The 20,843-nt window shown below is 64.2% G+C and carries 9 protein-coding genes, 1 tRNA gene and 3 rRNA genes; 3 read left to right on the top strand and 10 right to left on the bottom strand.

The features are described 5' to 3' along the window. Window positions 1-7 precede the first annotated feature (7 nt). Complete coding sequence (locus OID54_RS27960; protein ID WP_329023899.1) at window positions 8-5,500, bottom strand: HAMP domain-containing protein; 5,493 nt, start codon at window positions 5,498-5,500, stop codon at window positions 8-10. A gap of 269 nt (window positions 5,501-5,769) precedes the next feature. Here OID54_RS27960 and OID54_RS27955 point away from each other — a divergent pair, with 269 nt between their 5' ends. Then, entirely contained in the window at window positions 5,770-8,424 is a 2,655-nt protein-coding gene (locus OID54_RS27955) for a SpoIIE family protein phosphatase (RefSeq protein WP_329023897.1), read from the top strand. Between the two features lie 75 nt (window positions 8,425-8,499). Here OID54_RS27955 and OID54_RS27950 read toward each other — a convergent pair. The 7 genes from OID54_RS27950 to thyX form a co-directional block, all read right to left on the bottom strand. Beyond that, window positions 8,500-8,572, bottom strand: a tRNA-Thr gene (locus OID54_RS27950). Between the two features lie 269 nt (window positions 8,573-8,841). After that, window positions 8,842-8,958 (bottom strand): 5S ribosomal RNA (gene rrf, locus OID54_RS27945). Window positions 8,959-9,026: 68 nt separating this feature from the next. Beyond that, window positions 9,027-12,155 (bottom strand): 23S ribosomal RNA (locus tag OID54_RS27940). A 331-nt stretch (window positions 12,156-12,486) separates the two neighbouring features. Continuing rightward, window positions 12,487-14,012 (bottom strand): 16S ribosomal RNA (locus OID54_RS27935). The 16S, 23S and 5S rRNA genes sit together here with 1 tRNA gene alongside, the layout of an rRNA operon. A 526-nt stretch (window positions 14,013-14,538) precedes the next feature. Further along, entirely contained in the window at window positions 14,539-16,224 is a 1,686-nt protein-coding gene (locus OID54_RS27930; protein ID WP_329023895.1) for a ribonuclease J, read from the bottom strand. Window positions 16,225-16,356: 132 nt separating this feature from the next. Continuing rightward, entirely contained in the window at window positions 16,357-17,256 is a 900-nt protein-coding gene (gene dapA / locus OID54_RS27925) for a 4-hydroxy-tetrahydrodipicolinate synthase (protein WP_329023893.1), read from the bottom strand. Between the two features lie 268 nt (window positions 17,257-17,524). Then, window positions 17,525-18,265 (bottom strand): FAD-dependent thymidylate synthase, encoded by a 741-nt coding sequence (thyX, locus tag OID54_RS27920; RefSeq protein WP_329023891.1) that lies wholly within the window; start codon window positions 18,263-18,265, stop codon window positions 17,525-17,527. Window positions 18,266-18,601: 336 nt separating this feature from the next. Between thyX and OID54_RS27915 the strand changes: the two genes are divergently transcribed. Continuing rightward, window positions 18,602-18,841 (top strand): hypothetical protein, encoded by a 240-nt coding sequence (locus tag OID54_RS27915; protein WP_329023889.1) that lies wholly within the window; start codon window positions 18,602-18,604, stop codon window positions 18,839-18,841. A 95-nt stretch (window positions 18,842-18,936) separates the two neighbouring features. Then, window positions 18,937-19,488: a hypothetical protein gene (locus OID54_RS27910; RefSeq protein ID WP_329023887.1), complete on the top strand. Its 552-nt coding sequence runs from the start codon at window positions 18,937-18,939 to the stop codon at window positions 19,486-19,488. Between the two features lie 127 nt (window positions 19,489-19,615). On the opposite strand, the gene OID54_RS27905 is transcribed toward OID54_RS27910, so the two are convergent. Together OID54_RS27905 and dapB are read right to left on the bottom strand one after the other, a co-directional pair. Beyond that, window positions 19,616-20,062: a hypothetical protein gene (locus OID54_RS27905; RefSeq protein ID WP_329023886.1), complete on the bottom strand. Its 447-nt coding sequence runs from the start codon at window positions 20,060-20,062 to the stop codon at window positions 19,616-19,618. Window positions 20,063-20,076: 14 nt separating this feature from the next. After that, window positions 20,077-20,829, bottom strand: a complete 753-nt coding sequence (dapB, locus tag OID54_RS27900; RefSeq protein WP_329023884.1) for a 4-hydroxy-tetrahydrodipicolinate reductase — start codon at window positions 20,827-20,829, stop codon at window positions 20,077-20,079. Window positions 20,830-20,843 lie beyond the last annotated feature (14 nt).

The following is a 20,843-nucleotide window of genomic DNA, read 5'->3' as shown; positions in this document are numbered from 1 at the left end:
GCTTGATTCACTCCCCGCGCATCCACTGCTCCATCACTGAGAGCAAGTGGTCAGGGTCGACCGGCTTCGTCACATAATCCGACGCACCCGATTCAATCGCCTTCTCACGATCACCCTTCATCGCCTTGGCAGTGAGCGCGATGATCGGCAGACCGGCGAACTGGGGCATCCGACGAATCGCCGTGGTCGTCGCGTACCCGTCCATCTCCGGCATCATGATGTCCATCAGAACGACCGTCACATCATCGTGCTGCTCCAGGACTTCGATGCCCTCGCGACCGTTCTCCGCGTACAGCACCGACAGACCGTGCTGCTCCAGCACGCTGGTGAGCGCGAAGACGTTGCGGATGTCGTCGTCGACGATCAGCACCTTCTCGTTGTCGAAGTGGAAGGTCGGCCGCGTCTCCGGCAGTCCCTGCGACTCCATGCCGAACTCGACGTCCGTCATGTGGTCCGGCCCCGCTGTCGTGGTCTCCGACGGGCGAGCCGGCAGTGCCGCCCGGGCGTCCGAACCGTTCAGCGCCTTGCGACGACGACGGAAGAGCGCGGCAGGCCCGGCGTTGTGCCCGTCGCCCTGACCGATCCGCCCCTCCTGGATCTGCGTCACGACGTGGGACGAATCGCCGACGGACCCGTCACCCGACTCGTCCTGGCCATAGCCCTGCGGCGGCAACTCGGTCGGGTGCAGCGGCAGATAGAGCGTGAACGTCGAACCCCGGCCCGGCTCGCTCGCGGCGTGGATCTCGCCACCCAGCAGCCGGGCGATCTCCCGACTGATGGACAGCCCCAACCCGGTGCCCCCGTACTTGCGGCTCGTCGTCCCGTCCGCCTGCTTGAACGCCTCGAAGATCACCCGCATCTTGCCCGCGGCGATCCCGATCCCGGTGTCCGTGACCGAGAAGGCGATCAGATCGGCGTCCGCCTCGCGCAGCGACCCCGCCTCCAACAGCTGTTCGCGAATCGACTGGGGCACGTCCGCGGCGGCCGGCCGGATCACCAGCTCGACGGCACCGGAATCGGTGAACTTCACCGCGTTCGACAGCAGATTGCGCAACACCTGCAACAGCCGCTGCTCATCGGTGTGCAAGGTGGCCGGCAGCTCCGGCGACACCCGTACGGAGAAGTCGAGCCCCTTCTCCGCGGTCAGCGGACGGAAGGTGGCCTCCACGTAGTCGACCAGCTGGACCAGCGCGATACGGGTGGGGCTGACGTCCATCTTCCCCGCCTCGACCTTCGACAGGTCGAGGATGTCGTTGATCAGCTGAAGCAGATCCGATCCGGCGCCGTGAATGGTCTCCGCGAACTCCACCTGCTTGGGCGAGAGATTGCCCTCGGCGTTGTCCGCGAGCAACTTGGCCAGGATCAGCAGCGAGTTGAGCGGGGTGCGCAGCTCGTGCGACATGTTCGCCAGGAACTCGCTCTTGTACCGCATCGACACCGCGAGCTGCTCGGCCCGCTCCTCCAGCACCTGCCGGGCCTCTTCGATCTCGGTGTTCTTGACCTCGATGTCCCGGTTCTGCTGCGCCAGCAGTTCCGCCTTCTCCTCCAGCTCGGCGTTCGACTCCTGGAGCGCCTTCTGTCGGTTCTCCAACTCGGCCGAACGCTCCCTCAGCTGCTCGGTGAGCTCCTGGGACTGCTTCAGCAACACCTCGGTCTTGGTGTTGACGCTGATGGTGTTGACGCTCGTGGCGATCATCTCGGCGATCTGGTTGAGGAAGTCGCGCTGGATGTGGGTGAACGGCTGGAACGACGCCAACTCGATCACTCCGAGCACCTTCCCCTCAAAGAGCACCGGCAGCACGATCACATGCGCCGGCGATGCCTCCCCCAGTCCGGAGGAGATCTTCAGATACCCCGGCGGCACATTGACCTGGATGGTCCGCTTCTCCTCGGCGGCCGTACCGATCAGCGTCTCGCCCGGCCTGAAGGACGTGGGCATGAGCCCCGCCGAGTAGCCGTAGCTCCCGCGCATGCACAGTTCGTACGAGGTCTCGGAGCCGCCCGAACCGCTCCCGGGCACGTCCGTCCCATTGCCGCCGGTCGTCATCGCGAGGAAGAACGCCCCGTGCTGCGCGGAGACCACCGGTGTCAGCTCGCTCATGATCAGCGAGGCGACGTCGTCGAGGTCGCGCCGCCCCTGCATCAGACCGGAGATGCGGGCCAGGTTGCCCTTCAACCAGTCCTGCTCCTCATTGGCGAGCGTGGTGTCGCGCAGGTTCACGATCATGGTGTTGATGTTGTCCTGGAGCACCTGGATCTCGCCCGCGGCATCCACACCGTCGATCTTCAGATTGAGGTCGCCACGGGTGACCGCGGTGGCCACGGCGGCGATCGCGCGCACCTGCCGGGTCAGGTTCCCGGCCATCTCGTTCACCGACTCGGTCAGGTCCCGCCAGGTACCGTCCACGTCCCGGACCCGGGCCTGGCCGCCCAACTGACCGTCGGTGCCCACTTCCCGGGCGACACGGGTCACCTCGCCGGCGAACGACGACAGCTGGTCGACCATCGTGTTGATGGTGGTCTTCAACTCCAGGATCTCGCCCCGCGCATCGATGTCGATCTTGCGGGTCAGGTCTCCCTTGGCGATGGCGGTCGTGACCGTGGCGATCTGACGCACCTGGCCCGTCAGATTGGACGCCATCGAGTTCACGGACTCGGTCAGGTCCTTCCAGGTGCCCGACACCCCGGGTACATGGGCCTGGCCACCGAGCCGACCGTCGGTGCCCACCTCGCGAGCCACGCGGGTCACCTCGTCCGCGAACGACGACAGCGTCGTCACCATCGTGTTGACCGTGTCGGCCAGCTCCGCGACCTCGCCCCGGGCCTCGACCGTCACCTTCTTCGTCAGATCGCCGTTGGCGACGGCCGCCGAGACCCGTGCGATGTTCCGCACCTGGTTGGTCAGGTTGCTGGCCATCAGATTGACGTTGTCGCTGAGGTCCTTCCAGATGCCGGTCACACCGCGTACTCGGGCCTGACCGCCCAGGACGCCTTCCGTACCGACTTCACGCGCGACCCTGGTCACCTCGTCGGCGAGGTCCAGCAGCTGGTCGACCATGGTGTTGACCGTCGTGACCAGTTCGAGGATCTCGCCCTTGGCGTCCACGGTGATCTTCTTGGAAAGGTCGCCCTTGGCGACCGCCGTGGTCACCTCGGCGATGTTGCGCACCTGGGACGTCAGATTGTTCGCCATGAAGTTGACGGACTGGGTGAGGTCCTTCCAGGTGCCGGAGACGCCCTGCACCTCGGCCTGCCCCCCGAGGATGCCCTCGGTGCCGACCTCGCGAGCCACCCGCGTGACCTGCTCGGCGAAGTTCGAGAGCTGGTCCACCATGGTGTTCAGCGTGTTCTTGAGCTCCAGGATCTCGCCCCGGGCATCGACGTCGATCTTCTGCGACAGGTCACCACGCGCCACCGCGGTCGCGACCTGGGCGATGTTGCGGACCTGAGAGGTCAGGTTGCCCGCCATGCCGTTCACCGAGTCCGTCAGATCACGCCACACGCCAGCCACGCCGGGCACCTGTGCCTGGCCACCGAGCCGACCGTCCGTACCCACCTCGCGGGCCACGCGGGTCACCTGCTCGGCGAAGGCGGACAACTGGTCCACCATCGTGTTGATCGTGTTCTTCAGTTCGAGGATCTCACCCCGGGCATCGACGTCGATCTTCTGTGAGAGATCACCCCGCGCCACCGCAGTGGTGACCTGCGCGATCTGACGCACCTGCGAGGTCAGGTTCCCGGCCATGAAGTTGACGGAGTCCGTCAACTCCTTCCAGGTGCCGCTCACCCCGTCCACCCGGGCCTGCCCGCCGAGCTGGCCCTCCGTGCCCACGTCCCGTGCCACCCGTGTGACCTGGTCGGCGAAGGAGGAGAGCTGCGCCACCATCGTGTTGACGGTGTTCTTCAACTCCAACATCTCACCGGCCACGTCGACCGTGACCTTCTGCGACAGATCGCCATTGGCGACGGCGGTCGTCACCTGGGCGATGTCCCGCACCTGGCCGGTGAGGTTCCTGAAGGCCGTGTTCACCGAGTCGGTGAGGTCCTTCCAGGTGTTCGCCGCTCCCGGCACCTCGGCCTGGCCGCCGAGCCGCCCCTCCACACCGACCTCACGGGCGACCCGGGTGACCTCCGAACCGAAGGACTGGAGCTGGTCCACCATCGTGTTGACGGTGTTCTTCAACTCCAACATCTCACCGGCCACGTCCACGGTGACCTTCTGCGACAGATCACCGTTCGCCACCGCGGTGGTCACCTGGGCGATGTCCCGCACCTGTGTCGTCAGATTGCGGAACACGGTGTTCACCGAATCCGTGAGGTCCTTCCAGGTCCCCGCGGCGCCCGGCACCTGCGCCTGACCGCCGAGCAGTCCTTCCGCACCCACCTCGCTGGCCACTCGGGTGACCTCGTCCGCGAAAGTGCGCAAGGTCTCCGTCATCTGGTTGATCGTCTCGGCGAGCTGGGCCACCTCGCCCCGCGCACTGACGGTGACCTTCTGTGACAGATCACCGTTGGCGACCGCCGTGGTGACCTCGGCGATACCGCGGACCTGGGAGGTCAGATTGCCCGCCATCGTGTTGACGGAGTCGGTGAGGTCTTTCCAGACACCCGCGACACCTGGCACCTCGGCCTGTCCCCCGAGCTCGCCCTCGGTGCCCACTTCACGCGCGACCCGGGTGACTTCGGAGCCGAGCGACTGGAGCTGGTCGACCATCGTGTTGACGGTGTTCTTCAGCGCCAGCATCTCTCCGTCCACATGGACGGTGACCTTCTGTGACAGGTCACCCTTGGCGACCGCGGTGGTGACCAGTGCGATGTCCCGCACCTGAGCGGTGAGCCGGTGCGCCATCGTGTTGACCGAGTCCGTGAGGTCCTTCCACGAACCGGACATCCCCCGCACCTGGGCCTGACCGCCCAGCTTGCCCTCGGTTCCCACCTCAAGGGCCACCCGGGTGACCTCGTCGGTGAACGCCGACAACTGGTCCACCAGGCTGTTGACCGTACGGGAGACCTTGAGGAACTCCCCGCGCAGCGGTCGCTCGACGCCGTCCGCGCCCTGTGACCGCACCTCCATCCGCTGATCGAGGTCGCCCTCGGCCACCGCGGACAGGACCCGTCCCACCTCGGACACCGGCCGCGCGAGATCGTCGACCAGGGCGTTCGAGGCGTCGATCGCGGCGGCCCAGGAGCCCTCGCACGCCCCGGTCTCCAGCCGCTCCGTCAGCTTTCCCTCACGTCCGACGACCCTGCGCACTCGCGCGAGCTCCCCGGTGAGGTGGAGATTCCGGTCGGCGACCTCGTTGTAGACGGCCGCGATCTCGGCCATCACATCGTCGCCGGACACCGTCAGACGCCTACGGAGATTGCCGTCCCGCATGGACACCAGGGCGGCCAGCAGCCGGTTCAGGGCAGCCGTATCTACCTCGGTCGTCCCATTACTCCGGGATCGTCCGCCTTTCGCACGCGTGCTCGCACCACGCGATGCCGTGCCAGACTCCACCGTGTCCCTCCCGCAGGGGTTGGCCGTACTACCCGGGCTATATCCGGAATCCTGCCCAGTGTTTCACCCACGCCGAACAAGGCCATAACAGTTCGGCAGCTTCGCATAACGTCTCCGCCCTTGCAGGGCGGAAACAGCAGCGACCGGCATCCGCTCGGACAGCGAAGGTAAGTAACCTGGCATCCGGCTGTCCAACCGCCCCGGTCTGCCCGGCCGGGTCGATGTGGGCGTGCGAACTACCACCGGGCACCGGGAGGGGCAAGCCGATCATGGCTAAGCCGGGCGTCGAGACGCGTATGAGGAGTTCTGTGATCACCGCGCGGGCGGCTGCCAGCTTCGATCCTGTCGGGCGGTCCGTCGCGACCGCCCGCGCTTTCGTACGTGACACGCTCCAGGGTTGGGGGCACTCGGAAGTCGTCGACGACGCCGTGGTCCTCACCAGTGAACTGGTCACCAACGCCATCATCCACGCGGGAACCGCAGCCGACGTGCTGTGTCTGCGCACGGAAGACAGCGTGCGGGTCGAAGTCGCCGACCGCTACCCCGAACGCGAGGTTCCCATCCAGAGCGCGACGCGCGCCCTCGGCAACCTCGACAGCGAGAACGGCCGTGGGCTACTGCTGTGCTCCGCGCTCGCCTCCCGCTGGGGCGTCGAGTACACGCCCACCCACAAACAGGTGTGGTTCCAGCTCGACCTGCCCCAACGCCCGGTGGGCACTCGCTCCGCCGGTCCGGTGCTGCCGACCTCGCTCCTCCCCGTCGCCGACCAGCGGGTGCGCGTGGCGGTCCTCCAGATCGACGCGGCCAAGGTGATCTCGGCGTGGAACGAGGACGCCGAGCGCATCTTCGGATACGCCGCTGAGCAGGTCATCGGCAAACCCCTCGGTGACATCGCCGCCTGGCCGCACACCCCGAGCATCGGTACGGGCCTGGCCGAAGCCCTGCTGCTGTCCCGCTGGGAGGGCAGCTACGGCATCCGCGACACCGACGGCCGAGTGGTCCCCGTCTACGCCTCACACCTGCGGGTACGGGACACCAACGGCGAGCCGTCCACCGTCTGCCTCCTCGTCAGGGACGACGAACGCGCCGTCCTCCAGACACCGCAGCGCGCTCCCGTCAGCGACTCCGGCACCGAGAACAACGCGACGGACCCGTTCGAGGTCTTCATCGGCTCCCCGGCACCGGACGACCTCGACGGCCTGCTCCAGCGCACCGTGGAACGCGCCCGTGACATGCTCGACGGCGACGCGGCCTTCCTGCTGCTTGCAACCGACGACGAGACCGAGTTGGAGGTGCGCGCCACCACCGGACTCCCGTCGGCCCGTCAGCGTTTCGCCCGGGTGACCGTCGAGGCCGGTACCGGACGCTACGGCTCGGCCAGGATGCCCGCGGTCCACGAGGACCTCGTCGCCGTGCCCGGTGCGGTGCCATTGCTCAACTCGACCGGGATGCGTTCCGTCGTCACCGTCCCCCTCAAGGTGGAGGGCAGACTCACCGGTTCCCTCGGGGTGGCCGCGGAGTCCGCGGGCCGCTACTCCAACGAGGAGGCACTGCGCCTCCAATTCGCCGCGGACCGCATCGCACTGGCCGTCGAGTCCGCCCGACTCGGCGAACTGGAGCGGTTGCGGCGCGGCTCGCTCTCGTTCCTCGTCGAAGCATCCGACCTGTTGGCCGGAACACTCGATCGTGACCAGACACTGGCCCTGATGGCGCAGATGACGGTCCCGACCCTGGCCACCTGGTGTGCCGTCTATACGATCGCCGACCAGGCGTCGGACCCGTACCTCAGCTACGTCCTCCACGAGGACGAGGAACGCATCGACGGCCTCAAGGCGCTCCTGTCCACCATCGCCCCGCCGGACCCCGTACCGACTCCAGGAGCACGCATCTGGACCGCACCGGGCAAGGCGGCCCAGCAGGCCGCCCTACTGGCCTCCAAACACCAGCTGGGGCTGGGTACGGCTCCGCCGGTGTCGTCGGGCATCGGCACCACGCTCGCCACCGCCGCTGCCGTGGGCGGCGAGACGGTCGTGCTGCCGTTGGTCGCCCGCAACCGTGTGATCGGAATGCTCACGCTCGGCAAGCCGTCCGACGACCACTTCCGCCAGGAGATCCTCGAACTGGCCGAGGACCTGTCCCGTCGTGCGGCCCTGGCCCTGGACAACGCCCGGCTGTACTCCGAGCGGGTCGCCATCAGCCAGTCGCTCCAGCGCAGTCTGCTGCCTCCGGAGATGCCTGACATCCCCGGAGTTGAGGTCGAGGTCATCTACCGTGCCGCGGGCGAGGGCAACGAGGTCGGCGGCGACTTCTACGACGTCTTCCCCATCCGCGACGGTGCGTACGGATTCGCCATCGGCGATGTGTGCGGTACGGGCCCTGAGGCCGCTGCGGTCACGGGCTTGGCCCGGCACGCCCTGCGCCTCCTGGCCCGTGAAGGCTTCGGCGGCCCCGCGGTCCTGGAGCGCCTGAACGCCGCGATCCTCGACGAGGGCGCCCGAAGCCGTTTCCTCACACTCCTCTACGGCGAGTTGTGGCCCCAGGAGGATGGCAGCGCACTCCTCAAGGTCGTGTGCGCCGGCCATCCCCTCCCCCTGCGATTGAGCCAGGACGGCACGGTGGAGCCGGCCGCGGACCCCCAGCCGCTGCTGGGCGTCATGGAGGACCTCGAACTGCACGAGCAGATGGTGACCCTCAATCCGGGCGATGTCCTCCTGTGCGTCACCGACGGAGTCACCGAACGCCGGGAAGGGACGCGCATGTTGGGCGACGAGGGCCTCATGGAAGTTCTCACGGCCTGTACGGGACTCACTGCGGGAGCAGTCGCGACACGCGTACTGCGTGCGGTCGAACGATTCGCGGCAGAGCCTGCCTCCGATGACATGGCCATCCTCGCCATGCGTGTCCCCGAGCTGCACGCCCGCTAGCCGGACACGGCCCAGATACTCGAAGGTCGTGGAACGCAAAGAAGGCCCCCGCCAACGGCGGGGGCCTTCTGCTTGAGCCCCAATACGGAATCGAACCGTAGACCTTCTCCTTACCATGGAGACGCTCTACCGACTGAGCTATTGGGGCCTGTTGCGCTGCGGCAACGGAATAGATCATACCCCGAAACCCGCGCTGCGCAGAACCATCTACGCCGGATAGACCTTCCCCCACGATGAATCCAGCACTGGGCAGAGAGGCCCTGAGCCTGGTTCAGATTCCCCACTTCGAAGCGGAGGGCAGCCGGCCCCGTCCGAGCGGGCAACTCTCCCTCCAAATAAGAGGCTGCCCGGGAAATGTGTTGGGAAATGCGAAAGGGCCCTATACCTACCCGGTACAGGGCCCTTATCACAATGATTGTTCGGCGGTGTCCTACTCTCCCACAGGGTCCCCCCTGCAGTACCATCGGCGCTGAAAGGCTTAGCTTCCGGGTTCGGAATGTAACCGGGCGTTTCCCTAACGCAATAACCACCGAAACACTATAAAACCAACCGGAAATGTCACGGTCGTGGTTTCAGAACCAACACAGTGGACGCGAGCCTCTATGGACAAGCCCTCGGCTTATTAGTACCAGTCACCTCCAGCGGTTACCCGCCTTCCAGATCTGGCCTATCAACCCAGTAGTCTCCTGGGAGCCTTAACCCCTCAAAGGGGGTGGGAGTCCTCATCTCGAAGCAGGCTTCCCGCTTAGATGCTTTCAGCGGTTATCCTTTCCGAACGTAGCCAACCAGCCATGCCCTTGGCAGGACAACTGGCACACCAGAGGTTCGTCCGTCCCGGTCCTCTCGTACTAGGGACAGCCCTTCTCAAGACTCCTACGCGCACAGCGGATAGGGACCGAACTGTCTCACGACGTTCTAAACCCAGCTCGCGTACCGCTTTAATGGGCGAACAGCCCAACCCTTGGGACCGACTCCAGCCCCAGGATGCGACGAGCCGACATCGAGGTGCCAAACCATCCCGTCGATATGGACTCTTGGGGAAGATCAGCCTGTTATCCCCGGGGTACCTTTTATCCGTTGAGCGACGGCGCTTCCACAAGCCACCGCCGGATCACTAGTCCCGACTTTCGTCCCTGCTCGACCCGTCGGTCTCACAGTCAAGCTCCCTTGTGCACTTACACTCAACACCTGATTACCAACCAGGCTGAGGGAACCTTTGGGCGCCTCCGTTACTCTTTAGGAGGCAACCGCCCCAGTTAAACTACCCATCAGACACTGTCCCTGATCCGGATCACGGACCCAGGTTAGACATCCAGCACGACCAGAGTGGTATTTCAACAGCGACTCCCAACACACTGGCGTGTGCTGTTCACAGTCTCCCACCTATCCTACACAAGCCGAACCGAACACCAATATCAAACTATAGTAAAGGTCCCGGGGTCTTTCCGTCCTGCTGCGCGAAACGAGCATCTTTACTCGTAGTGCAATTTCACCGGGCCTATGGTTGAGACAGTCGAGAAGTCGTTACGCCATTCGTGCAGGTCGGAACTTACCCGACAAGGAATTTCGCTACCTTAGGATGGTTATAGTTACCACCGCCGTTTACTGGCGCTTAAGTTCTCAGCTTCGCCCCACCGAAATGGAGCTAACCGGTCCCCTTAACGTTCCAGCACCGGGCAGGCGTCAGTCCGTATACATCGCCTTACGGCTTCGCACGGACCTGTGTTTTTAGTAAACAGTCGCTTCTCGCTGGTCTCTGCGGCCACCCCCAGCTCACCGAGTAAATCGGATCACCAAGAATGGCCCCCCTTCTCCCGAAGTTACGGGGGCATTTTGCCGAGTTCCTTAACCATAGTTCACCCGAACGCCTCGGTATTCTCTACCTGACCACCTGAGTCGGTTTAGGGTACGGGCCGCCATGAAACTCGCTAGAGGCTTTTCTCGACAGCATAGGATCATCCACTTCACCACAATCGGCTCGGCATCAGGTCTCAGCCTTAATGTGTGACGGATTTACCTACCACACGGCCTACACCCTTACCCCGGGACAACCACCGCCCGGGCTGGACTACCTTCCTGCGTCACCCCATCACTTACCTACTACCACCTTGGATCAGCGGCTCCACCACTCCCCCTCACTCCGAAGAGATCAAGGGCGGCTTCACGGCCTTAGCATTAATGGGCTCGATATTGGGCGTTTCAAAGCGGGTACCGGAATATCAACCGGTTGTCCATCGACTACGCCTGTCGGCCTCGCCTTAGGTCCCGACTTACCCTGGGCAGATCAGCTTGACCCAGGAACCCTTAGTCAATCGGCGCACACGTTTCCCACGTGTGTATCGCTACTCATGCCTGCATTCTCACTCGTGAACCGTCCACCACTCGCTTACGCGGCGGCTTCACCCGGCACACGACGCTCCCCTACCCATCACAACAGGCGTTAGCCCTATATGCTGCAATGACACGACTTCGGCGGTACGCTTGAGCCCCGCTACATTGTCGGCGCGGAATCACTTGACCAGTGAGCTATTACGCACTCTTTCAAGGGTGGCTGCTTCTAAGCCAACCTCCTGGTTGTCTCTGCGACTCCACATCCTTTCCCACTTAGCGTACGCTTAGGGGCCTTAGTCGATGCTCTGGGCTGTTTCCCTCTCGACCATGGAGCTTATCCCCCACAGTCTCACTGCCGTGCTCTCACTTACCGGCATTCGGAGTTTGGCTAAGGTCAGTAACCCGGTAGGGCCCATCGCCTATCCAGTGCTCTACCTCCGGCAAGAAACACACGACGCTGCACCTAAATGCATTTCGGGGAGAACCAGCTATCACGGAGTTTGATTGGCCTTTCACCCCTAACCACAGGTCATCCCCCAGGTTTTCAACCCTGGTGGGTTCGGTCCTCCACGACCTCTTACAGCCGCTTCAACCTGCCCATGGCTAGATCACTCCGCTTCGGGTCTTGAGCATGCTACTAAAACGCCCTATTCGGACTCGCTTTCGCTACGGCTCCCCCACACGGGTTAACCTCGCAACACACCGCAAACTCGCAGGCTCATTCTTCAAAAGGCACGCAGTCACGACATACCAAACAAAAGCTTGATATGCGACGCTCCCACGGCTTGTAGGCACACGGTTTCAGGTACTATTTCACTCCGCTCCCGCGGTACTTTTCACCATTCCCTCACGGTACTATCCGCTATCGGTCACCAGGGAATATTTAGGCTTAACGGGTGGTCCCGCCAGATTCACACGGGATTTCTCGGGCCCCGTGCTACTTGGGTGTCTCTCAAACGAGCCGCAATCATTTCAGCTACGGGGGTCTTACCCTCTACGCCGGACCTTTCGCATGTCCTTCGCCTATGACTACGGTTTCTGACTCGTCTCACGGCCGGCAGACCGTAAAAGAGAGATCCCACAACCCCGCATACGCAACCCCTGCCGGGTATCACACATATACGGTTTGGCCTCATCCAGTTTCGCTCGCCACTACTCCCGGAATCACGGTTGTTTTCTCTTCCTGAGGGTACTGAGATGTTTCACTTCCCCTCGTTCCCTCCACATGCCCTATGTGTTCAGGCATGGGTGACAGCCCATGACGACTGCCGGGTTTCCCCATTCGGAAACCCCCGGATCAAAGCCTGGTTGACGACTCCCCGGGGACTATCGTGGCCTCCCACGTCCTTCATCGGTTCCTGGTGCCAAGGCATCCACCGTGCGCCCTTAAAAACTTGGCCACAGATGCTCGCGTCCACTGTGCAGTTCTCAAACAACGACCAGCCACCCATCACCCCACCCAAACCTGAGCGAGTACACCGGGACCGGCAGAAGGAACACAAGCAAAAATCGCCCATGCCCTCAGACACCCAACAGCGCGCCCAACAAACCCACCCACCAGCCACCACTTTCCACACCACTCAATAAATCAAGCAGTAGTACTCGTGATGAACCAGCAAGCAAGCTCACTGAATAGTCAACGTTCCACCCATGAGCAACCAGCATCGAACATTCGCCGATGTACTGGCCTCTGAACCAACCCCGAAAGACTGGTTAAGAAGTGCTCCTTAGAAAGGAGGTGATCCAGCCGCACCTTCCGGTACGGCTACCTTGTTACGACTTCGTCCCAATCGCCAGTCCCACCTTCGACAGCTCCCTCCCACAAGGGGTTGGGCCACCGGCTTCGGGTGTTACCGACTTTCGTGACGTGACGGGCGGTGTGTACAAGGCCCGGGAACGTATTCACCGCAGCAATGCTGATCTGCGATTACTAGCAACTCCGACTTCATGGGGTCGAGTTGCAGACCCCAATCCGAACTGAGACCGGCTTTTTGAGATTCGCTCAACCTCACGGTATCGCAGCTCATTGTACCGGCCATTGTAGCACGTGTGCAGCCCAAGACATAAGGGGCATGATGACTTGACGTCGTCCCCACCTTCCTCCGAGTTGACCCCGGCAGTCTCCTGTGAGTCCCCATCACCCCGAAAGGCATGCTGGCAACACAGAACAAGGGTTGCGCTCGTTGCGGGACTTAACCCAACATCTCACGACACGAGCTGACGACAGCCATGCACCACCTGTATACCGACCACAAGGGGGGCACCATCTCTGATGCTTTCCGGCATATGTCAAGCCTTGGTAAGGTTCTTCGCGTTGCGTCGAATTAAGCCACATGCTCCGCTGCTTGTGCGGGCCCCCGTCAATTCCTTTGAGTTTTAGCCTTGCGGCCGTACTCCCCAGGCGGGGAACTTAATGCGTTAGCTGCGGCACCGACGACGTGGAATGTCGCCAACACCTAGTTCCCAACGTTTACGGCGTGGACTACCAGGGTATCTAATCCTGTTCGCTCCCCACGCTTTCGCTCCTCAGCGTCAGTAATGGCCCAGAGATCCGCCTTCGCCACCGGTGTTCCTCCTGATATCTGCGCATTTCACCGCTACACCAGGAATTCCGATCTCCCCTACCACACTCTAGCCTGCCCGTATCGAATGCAGACCCGGAGTTAAGCTCCGGGCTTTCACATCCGACGCGACAAGCCGCCTACGAGCTCTTTACGCCCAATAATTCCGGACAACGCTTGCGCCCTACGTATTACCGCGGCTGCTGGCACGTAGTTAGCCGGCGCTTCTTCTGCAGGTACCGTCACTTTCGCTTCTTCCCTGCTGAAAGAGGTTTACAACCCGAAGGCCGTCATCCCTCACGCGGCGTCGCTGCATCAGGCTTTCGCCCATTGTGCAATATTCCCCACTGCTGCCTCCCGTAGGAGTCTGGGCCGTGTCTCAGTCCCAGTGTGGCCGGTCGCCCTCTCAGGCCGGCTACCCGTCGTCGCCTTGGTAGGCCATCACCCCACCAACAAGCTGATAGGCCGCGGGCTCATCCTGCACCGCCGGAGCTTTCAACCCGAAGAGATGCCCCTTCAGGTGGTATCCGGTATTAGACCCCGTTTCCAGGGCTTGTCCCAGAGTGCAGGGCAGATTGCCCACGTGTTACTCACCCGTTCGCCACTAATCCACCCCGAAAGGCTTCATCGTTCGACTTGCATGTGTTAAGCACGCCGCCAGCGTTCGTCCTGAGCCAGGATCAAACTCTCCGTGAATGTCTACCCGAAACCGGGTCAAACACCACACAAGAGCGGAACCATCCGAAGGAATATTCGGAACGGTTCACAGCGTCCTCGCTGTAGTGCGCCCCACACCAAACCAATGGCATGAGGACTTTTTTCAAAGGAACCACATCTCCTAAGAGACGGGGTATCAACATATCTGGCGTTGACTTTTGGCACGCTGTTGAGTTCTCAAGGAACGGACGCTTCCTTCAAGTCCCTCTCAGGACTCTCCGGGCTTTTCCCTCCGGTCTTGCGTTTCCAACCCTACCAGACCTTTTTCTCACTCCGTTTCCGGACTTCGAATTCGATCCAGCACCCGATTGGAAGGGCTTTTCGCCTTTCGGCTGAGCCGACTTTATCAGAAGATTCTGAGTCGGAATTCCCGTTCCGATGAGATCGGGTGACCAAGTGTCTGAAGACTCCGGGTTCCCGGTCGGGCGGGGTCGTAAACGTACTGGAGCGGAGCGCCTCGATGCAAATCGAGGCGCTCCGCTCCGGCTGGCGCGTCGTCAGACCGTCAGACCTCGACCACCACGGGGAGGATCATCGGGCGTCGACGGTAGGTGTCGGACACCCACTTGCCCACGGTTCGGCGCACCAACTGCTGGATCTGGTGCGGCTCCACCACTCCGTCGGAAGCCGATCTGGCGATCGCTTCCTCGATCTTCGGCATGACGTCGCCGAAGGCGGAGTCATCGATGCCGGAACCGCGTGCTTGGAAGTGGGGACCACCGACGACCTTGCCGGTGGTGGAATCGACCACCACGAACACCGAGATGAAGCCCTCGTCCCCGAGGATTCGGCGATCCTTCAGCGAGGACTCCGTGACATCGCCGACCGACAGGCCGTCCACATACACATAGCCTGCCTGCACCTTGCCGACGATCTTGGCCTTGCCGTCGATCAGGTCGACGACCACGCCGTCCTCGGCGATGACGATGCGGTCCTTCGGGACGCCGGTCAGCGCTCCGAGTTCCGCGTTGGCCCGCAGGTGGCGCCACTCACCATGGACCGGCATCAGGTTCTTCGGCTTGCAGATGTTGTAGAAGTACAGCAGCTCGCCCGCGGACGCATGGCCCGAGACGTGCACCTTGGCGTTGCCCTTGTGCACGACATTCGCGCCCCAGCGGCTGAGGCCGTTGATGACGCGGTAGACGGCGTTCTCGTTGCCGGGGATCAGCGATGACGCCAGGATGACCGTGTCGCCCTGGACGATGCGGATCTGGTGGTCCCGGTTGGCCATCCGGGACAGGGCCGCCATCGGTTCGCCCTGGGAGCCCGTGCACACCAGGACGATCTCGTGCTCCGGCAGGTCGTCGAGGGTCTTCACATCCACGACGAGGCCGGCCGGGACGCGGAGGTAGCCGAGGTCCCGTGCGATGCCCATATTGCGGACCATCGACCGGCCGACGAAGGCGACCCGACGGCCGTACTCGTGGGCTGCATCGAGGATCTGCTGGATGCGGTGCACATGGCTGGCGAAACTCGCGACGATGATGCGCTTCTGCGCGTTGGCGAACACCTGCCGCAGCACATTGGAGATGTCCCGCTCCGGCGGGACGAACCCGGGGACCTCGGCGTTCGTCGAATCGGACAGCAGGAGGTCGATGCCCTCCTCGCTGAGCCGGGCGAACGCATGGAGGTCGGTGAGCCGACGGTCCAGCGGCAGCTGGTCCATCTTGAAGTCACCGGTGTGCACCACCATCCCCGCCGAGGTGCGGATCGCCACCGCCAGGGCATCGGGGATGGAGTGGTTGACCGCGATGAACTCGCAGTCGAAGGGGCCGATGCGCTCGCGGTTCCCTTCGGAGACCTCAAGCGTGTACGGCCGGATGCGGTGCTCCTGAAGCTTCGCCTCGATAAGGGCGAGCGTCAGCTTGGACCCGATGAGCGGGATGTCCTGCTTCAGCCGCAGCAGATAAGGGACACCACCGATGTGATCCTCGTGCCCGTGGGTCAGGACGATTCCCTCGATGTCGTCGAGGCGATCCCTGATGGTGGTGAAGTCGGGCAGGATCAGGTCGATGCCGGGCTGCTCCTCCTCGGGAAAGAGGACGCCGCAGTCGACGATGAGCAGTCGGCCGTCGATTTCGAAGACCGTCATGTTTCGACCGATCTCACCGAGCCCGCCCAGAGGGGTGACACGCAGTCCGCCCTTGGCGAGCTTCGGCGGAAGGCCGAGTTCGGGATGCGGATGGCTCAAAAGACTCTCCTCACCACATACGCCACGTGCCGCTGAGGACACGTGGCGTACGTGACATTCGTGCACTTGCAGGTTCTGTACCCGATCGTGATCGATCGGGTCGTTTCACTTATTTAGTTGTGAAGTTTGTGGTCACAGCTGTACCCCGCCGGCCGTGAGGTCGATCTTCAGCTGGGCGGTCTCCTCGGGTGACAGTTCGACGAGGGGGAGCCGCAGGGGGCCGGCGGGCAGGCCGAGCAGGGCGAGGGCCGCCTTGGTGGTGATGACGCCCTGTGTCCGGAACATTCCGGTGAAGACGGGAAGCAACCGCTGGTGGATCTCGGTGGCCTTCTGGACGTCGCCGTTGATGTGCGCGTCGACGAGGGCGCGCAGTTCCGGGGTGACGACATGGCCGACGACGGAGACGAAGCCCACCGCGCCGACGGAGAGCAGCGGAAGGTTGAGCATGTCGTCGCCCGAGTACCAGGCGAGACCGCTGCGGGCGATGGCCCAGCTGGCCCGGCCCAGGTCCCCCTTGGCGTCCTTGTTGGCGACGATCCGGGGGTGCTCGGCGAGTCGCACGATCGTTTCGGTGTCGATCGGGACGCCACTGCGACCGGGGATGTCATAGAGCATGACCGGCAGCTCGGTGGCGTCGGCGATGGCCGAGAAGTGGCGGAGCAGTCCTTGCTGGGGGGGCTTGTTGTAGTAGGGGGTCACCGCGAGGAGGCCATGGGCACCGGCCTGCTCGGCCGCACGGGCGAGTTCGATGCTGTGGCGGGTGTCGTTGGTGCCGATGCCGGCCACGATGTGGGCGCGATCTCCCACCGCTTCCCGTACTGCCCGTACGAGCTGGTCTTTCTCCGCGTCACTGGTTGTGGGCGACTCTCCGGTGGTGCCGTTGAGGATGAGGCCGTCGTTGCCTGCGTCCACCAGATGGGCCGCCAGACGCTGCGCGCCGTCGATGTCGAGTGCGCCGTCCGCCGTGAATGGCGTGACCATGGCGGTGAGGACCCTCCCGAAGGGGGTCTGCGGAGTGGAGATCGGAGCCATGGGTAACACGCTACTCGTTGCTCAGCACACTGTGTCCCTTGAGGGGCGTGACGTACGACTGACGCAAGGAGCCCGGCACTGCCTGCTCGGGGGTTCAGGCAGTGCCGGGTCCGTTTGATCAGCCTAGATGAACTTCATGAAACACCGCAATGTGGACACTTCGCCGGACGAGTCCGTACATGTGTCCCCAACGGTCAGGGCGGGCCGCTGAAGAAGTCCCCCTCCGGAAATCCGGGGGAATCGCTTGCGGAGGTCGAGTCCCCGGACGTCAGGGGGCGATGCGGCCATTCGCGTTGAAGGCGGCGTGGGTCAGCGGCATCAGCCGGGCCCAGTGCTCCTCCATGCGCTCTCCGACCATCTCGATCTCCCGCTGCGGGAAGGACGGGACTGCTGCGAGTTCGTGCTGGGTGCGCAGACCGAGGAAGTGCATCAGCGAGCGGGCGTTGCAGGTGGCGTACATCGAGGAGAAAAGGCCCACCGGGAGGACCGCACGGGCGACCTCTCGGGCGATGCCCGCGGCCAGCATCTCCTGGTACGTCTCGTACGACCGGCGGTAGGAGTCCTCCATCGCCTCACTGACGATCTTGTGCTGTTCGGGGCTGCCGTCGATGAAGACGTACTTGCCCGGGCGGCCCTCCTGGACCAGCTTGCGGTCCTGGCCGGGGACGTAGAAGACCGGCTGGAGCTCCCGGTAGCGGCCCGACTCCTCGTTGTACGACCAGCCCACGCGGTGCCGCATGAACTCGCGGAAGACGAAGATCGGGGCGGTGATGAAGAAGGTCATCGAGTTGTGCTCGAAGGGGCTGCCGTGACGGTCGCGCATCAGGAAGTTGATGAGCCCCTTGGAACGCTCGGGGTCCTTCTGCAACTCCGCGAGGGACTGCTCTCCTGCCGTCGAGACGCGGGCGGCCCAGAGTACGTCGGAGTCTGCGGCGGCCTGCTTCACCAGCTCGACGCTGACGTCGGCGCGGAAACTGGGGGTGGCGGACTCGGCGGGCGTATCGGTCACCGGGAGGGGTCCTTCCAAGGGCTGCGTGGGCGGCGACCACTCTAGTCCACCTGCCTCGTCATCCTTCTTCGACCGACCCACGGCCGGACCCCGATCGACCTCGGTCACCGCGCGACCACACCACGGCCGCCGCCGTGACAGACCCCGTGACAGACCCATGACCGAGATGCGTGAGCCGCCCTGCTTGCCCGGGGGCACCGGGGGGCGTCGTCCGTCCTCATATCGGTTCCTCGGCAGCCGGCCGGCTCGGATCGGCAGCGAAAAATGGGCACCGATTCCGCTTTCCGTACGTCTATAGGAGTGACAGCTCGATCATCACACCGAGGAGAGTGCCTGATGTTCCGCCGGCGCGAGGCCGTCCCCTTTTCGTTCGTGGCCGAGCGCAATCAGTTCCGCAGTAACGTCACTCCCCCACCGAGACAGCGCCCGAGCGTCTCCCAACTCACGGGTCGCACCCTGACCGGCCTGACCATCGTCGCGGGCCTCGTCGGTTCGCTGCTCCTGGGCATGCCTTCGCTGGAGTCCAGCACCGCACCGGCCCACAGCCAGCAGTCCGAAGCGGCCGAGCGTCGCTGACCCGTACGGCCCCCCTGGGGTGGTCGGCCGAAGGGCACCTCGGTAGCCTCACCCGTCACAGCCCCATCCCGTGTGCTGGTGAGTGAGGATCAGTCGTGCCCCTGCCCTTCTTGACGGCGGACCGCACATTCGACGCGAACGCGGACGATGTTGCCCTGCCCTTCGACGATCATGACCTGTGGCGACGGCCCTACCGTCCCGGGCCCTGGCGGGTGGGGGTCGCGGCTGTGCTGCTCCTCCTCGCCTCCTTCGTACTGATCGCCGGAATGATCACCGCGTTCGCCGGTGCGCTCGGCGGGGCGGCCGTGTGCATGGCGCTGGGAGGCGGCGTCATCGCGGCGGCCCTGCGTCTGCTGCGCATGGGGGTGTGGGTGAGCCGGCATGGCTTGCGGCGCGTCGCCTTCGTCTTGACCACCACGGTGGAATGGGCCCGGATCGCGGAGATCCGGACGGCGCAGCAGCCCGTGCGGTGGCTGGGGCTGCCCCGTACGGTCCAGGGCCAGGCGCTCCTTCTCGTACGGAAGGGATCGAGTGATTCCCTTCTGCTGCTGACCGATCACAACGCGGACTTCCTGTCCCGTGTCGAGGCGTTCGACCGCGCTGCGGACACCGTGGAGGTATGGGGTTCGGAGTACCGGCCGGAGTGAGGTCGCGAAGTCGCCAAGACAGCCGAGGAGGCCGGTCACCCCCGGGGGTGACCGGCCTCCTCGGCTGTCTTGGTCTGTGTCTTCGGTTTGGTCTGTGTCTTCGGCTGGGCGCGGACGGGCGTCCCGGCTACTTCGGGGGTGCCGCGTGGAGTGCGATGGCGCGTTGCATGGCCTTGCGGGCACGGGGGGTGTCACGGGCGTCGTGGTAGGCGATGGCCAGCCGGAACCAGGTGCGCCAGTCGTTCGGAGCCGCCTCCGTCTCAGCCTGGCGCTGGGTGAAGACTCGGTCGGCGGAGTCGCGGTCGATCCGTCCGCTGGGCAGTCGTACGAGGTCGTCCACGGGCAGGCCGCCCTCGGCTTCCAGTTCCGCGGCCAGCCGATGGGCACGGGTGACGAACTGGGTGTTCTTCCAGAGGAACCAGATGCCGATGACCGGCAGGATCAGCACGGCCAGCCCGAAGGTGACGGTGATCAGTGTGCCCTGCTGGATGAGCATGATGCCCCGGCTGCCGACCAGGACGAAGTAGACGACCAGGGCGGTGGCCAGGACGAGGTAGGTGATCTTCGCGCGCATGACGGTTCGAGCCCTCAGGCCAGATCGAGGAAGTGTTCCAGCCCGAAGGTCAGGCCCGGAGTGGTCACCACACGGCGAACGCCCAGCAGGATGCCCGGCATAAAGCTGCTGTGGTGCAGTGAGTCGTGTCGGATGGTGAGGGTCTCACCCTCCCCGCCGAGCAGGACCTCCTGGTGGGCGAGGAGGCCGCGGAGCCGGATCGCGTGCACCGGGACGCCGTCGACATCGGCGCCGCGGGCGCCGTCCAGGGCCGTGGCCGTGGCGTCCGGCTGGGCGGTGCAGCCTGCTTCTGCGCGGGCCGCCGCGATCAACTGCGCGGTGCGGGTGGCGGTGCCGCTAGGGGCGTCGGCCTTGTTCGGGTGGTGGAGTTCGACGACTTCGACCGACTCGAAGTAGGGGGCCGCCTGCTGGGCGAACTTCATGGTGAGGACCGCGCCGATGGAGAAGTTCGGCGCGATCAGCACTCCGGTCTTCGGTGAGGCGTCGAGCCAGCCGCCCAGCTGCGCGAGTCGGTCGTCGTTCCAACCGGTGGTGCCGACAACGGCGTGCATGCCGTGCCGCAGGCAGTAGTCGAGGTTGTCCATCACCGAGTCCGGTGTGGTCAGCTCGACCACGGCCTCCGCTCCGACCTCGGCCAGGGTCTCCAGTCGGTCGCCCCGGCCCAGGGCCGCGACGAGTTCCAGGTCGTCGGCGGCTTCGACGGCCCGTACCGCTTCCGACCCGATGCGCCCCCGGGCGCCGAGGACGGCCACGCGCAGCTTGCTCATTGGTTTCTTTTCCT

Source organism: Streptomyces sp. NBC_00690 (assembly GCF_036226685.1).
In the GTDB taxonomy this organism is placed as follows: domain Bacteria; phylum Actinomycetota; class Actinomycetes; order Streptomycetales; family Streptomycetaceae; genus Streptomyces.
This window is presented reverse-complemented; position numbering and strand designations above follow the sequence as displayed.

What these genes read in the sequence shown, in the direction of transcription:
- OID54_RS27955 (WP_329023897.1), top strand. Translation starts at nt 5,770, where the DNA reads ATGGCTAAGCCGGGCGTCGAGACGCGTATGAGGAGTTCTGTGATCACC.
- dapA (WP_329023893.1), bottom strand. Translation starts at nt 17,256, where the DNA reads ATGGCTCCGATCTCCACTCCGCAGACCCCCTTCGGGAGGGTCCTCACC.
- OID54_RS27915 (WP_329023889.1), top strand. Translation starts at nt 18,602, where the DNA reads ATGTTCCGCCGGCGCGAGGCCGTCCCCTTTTCGTTCGTGGCCGAGCGC.
- OID54_RS27905 (WP_329023886.1), bottom strand. Translation starts at nt 20,062, where the DNA reads ATGCGCGCGAAGATCACCTACCTCGTCCTGGCCACCGCCCTGGTCGTC.
- dapB (WP_329023884.1), bottom strand. Translation starts at nt 20,829, where the DNA reads ATGAGCAAGCTGCGCGTGGCCGTCCTCGGCGCCCGGGGGCGCATCGGG.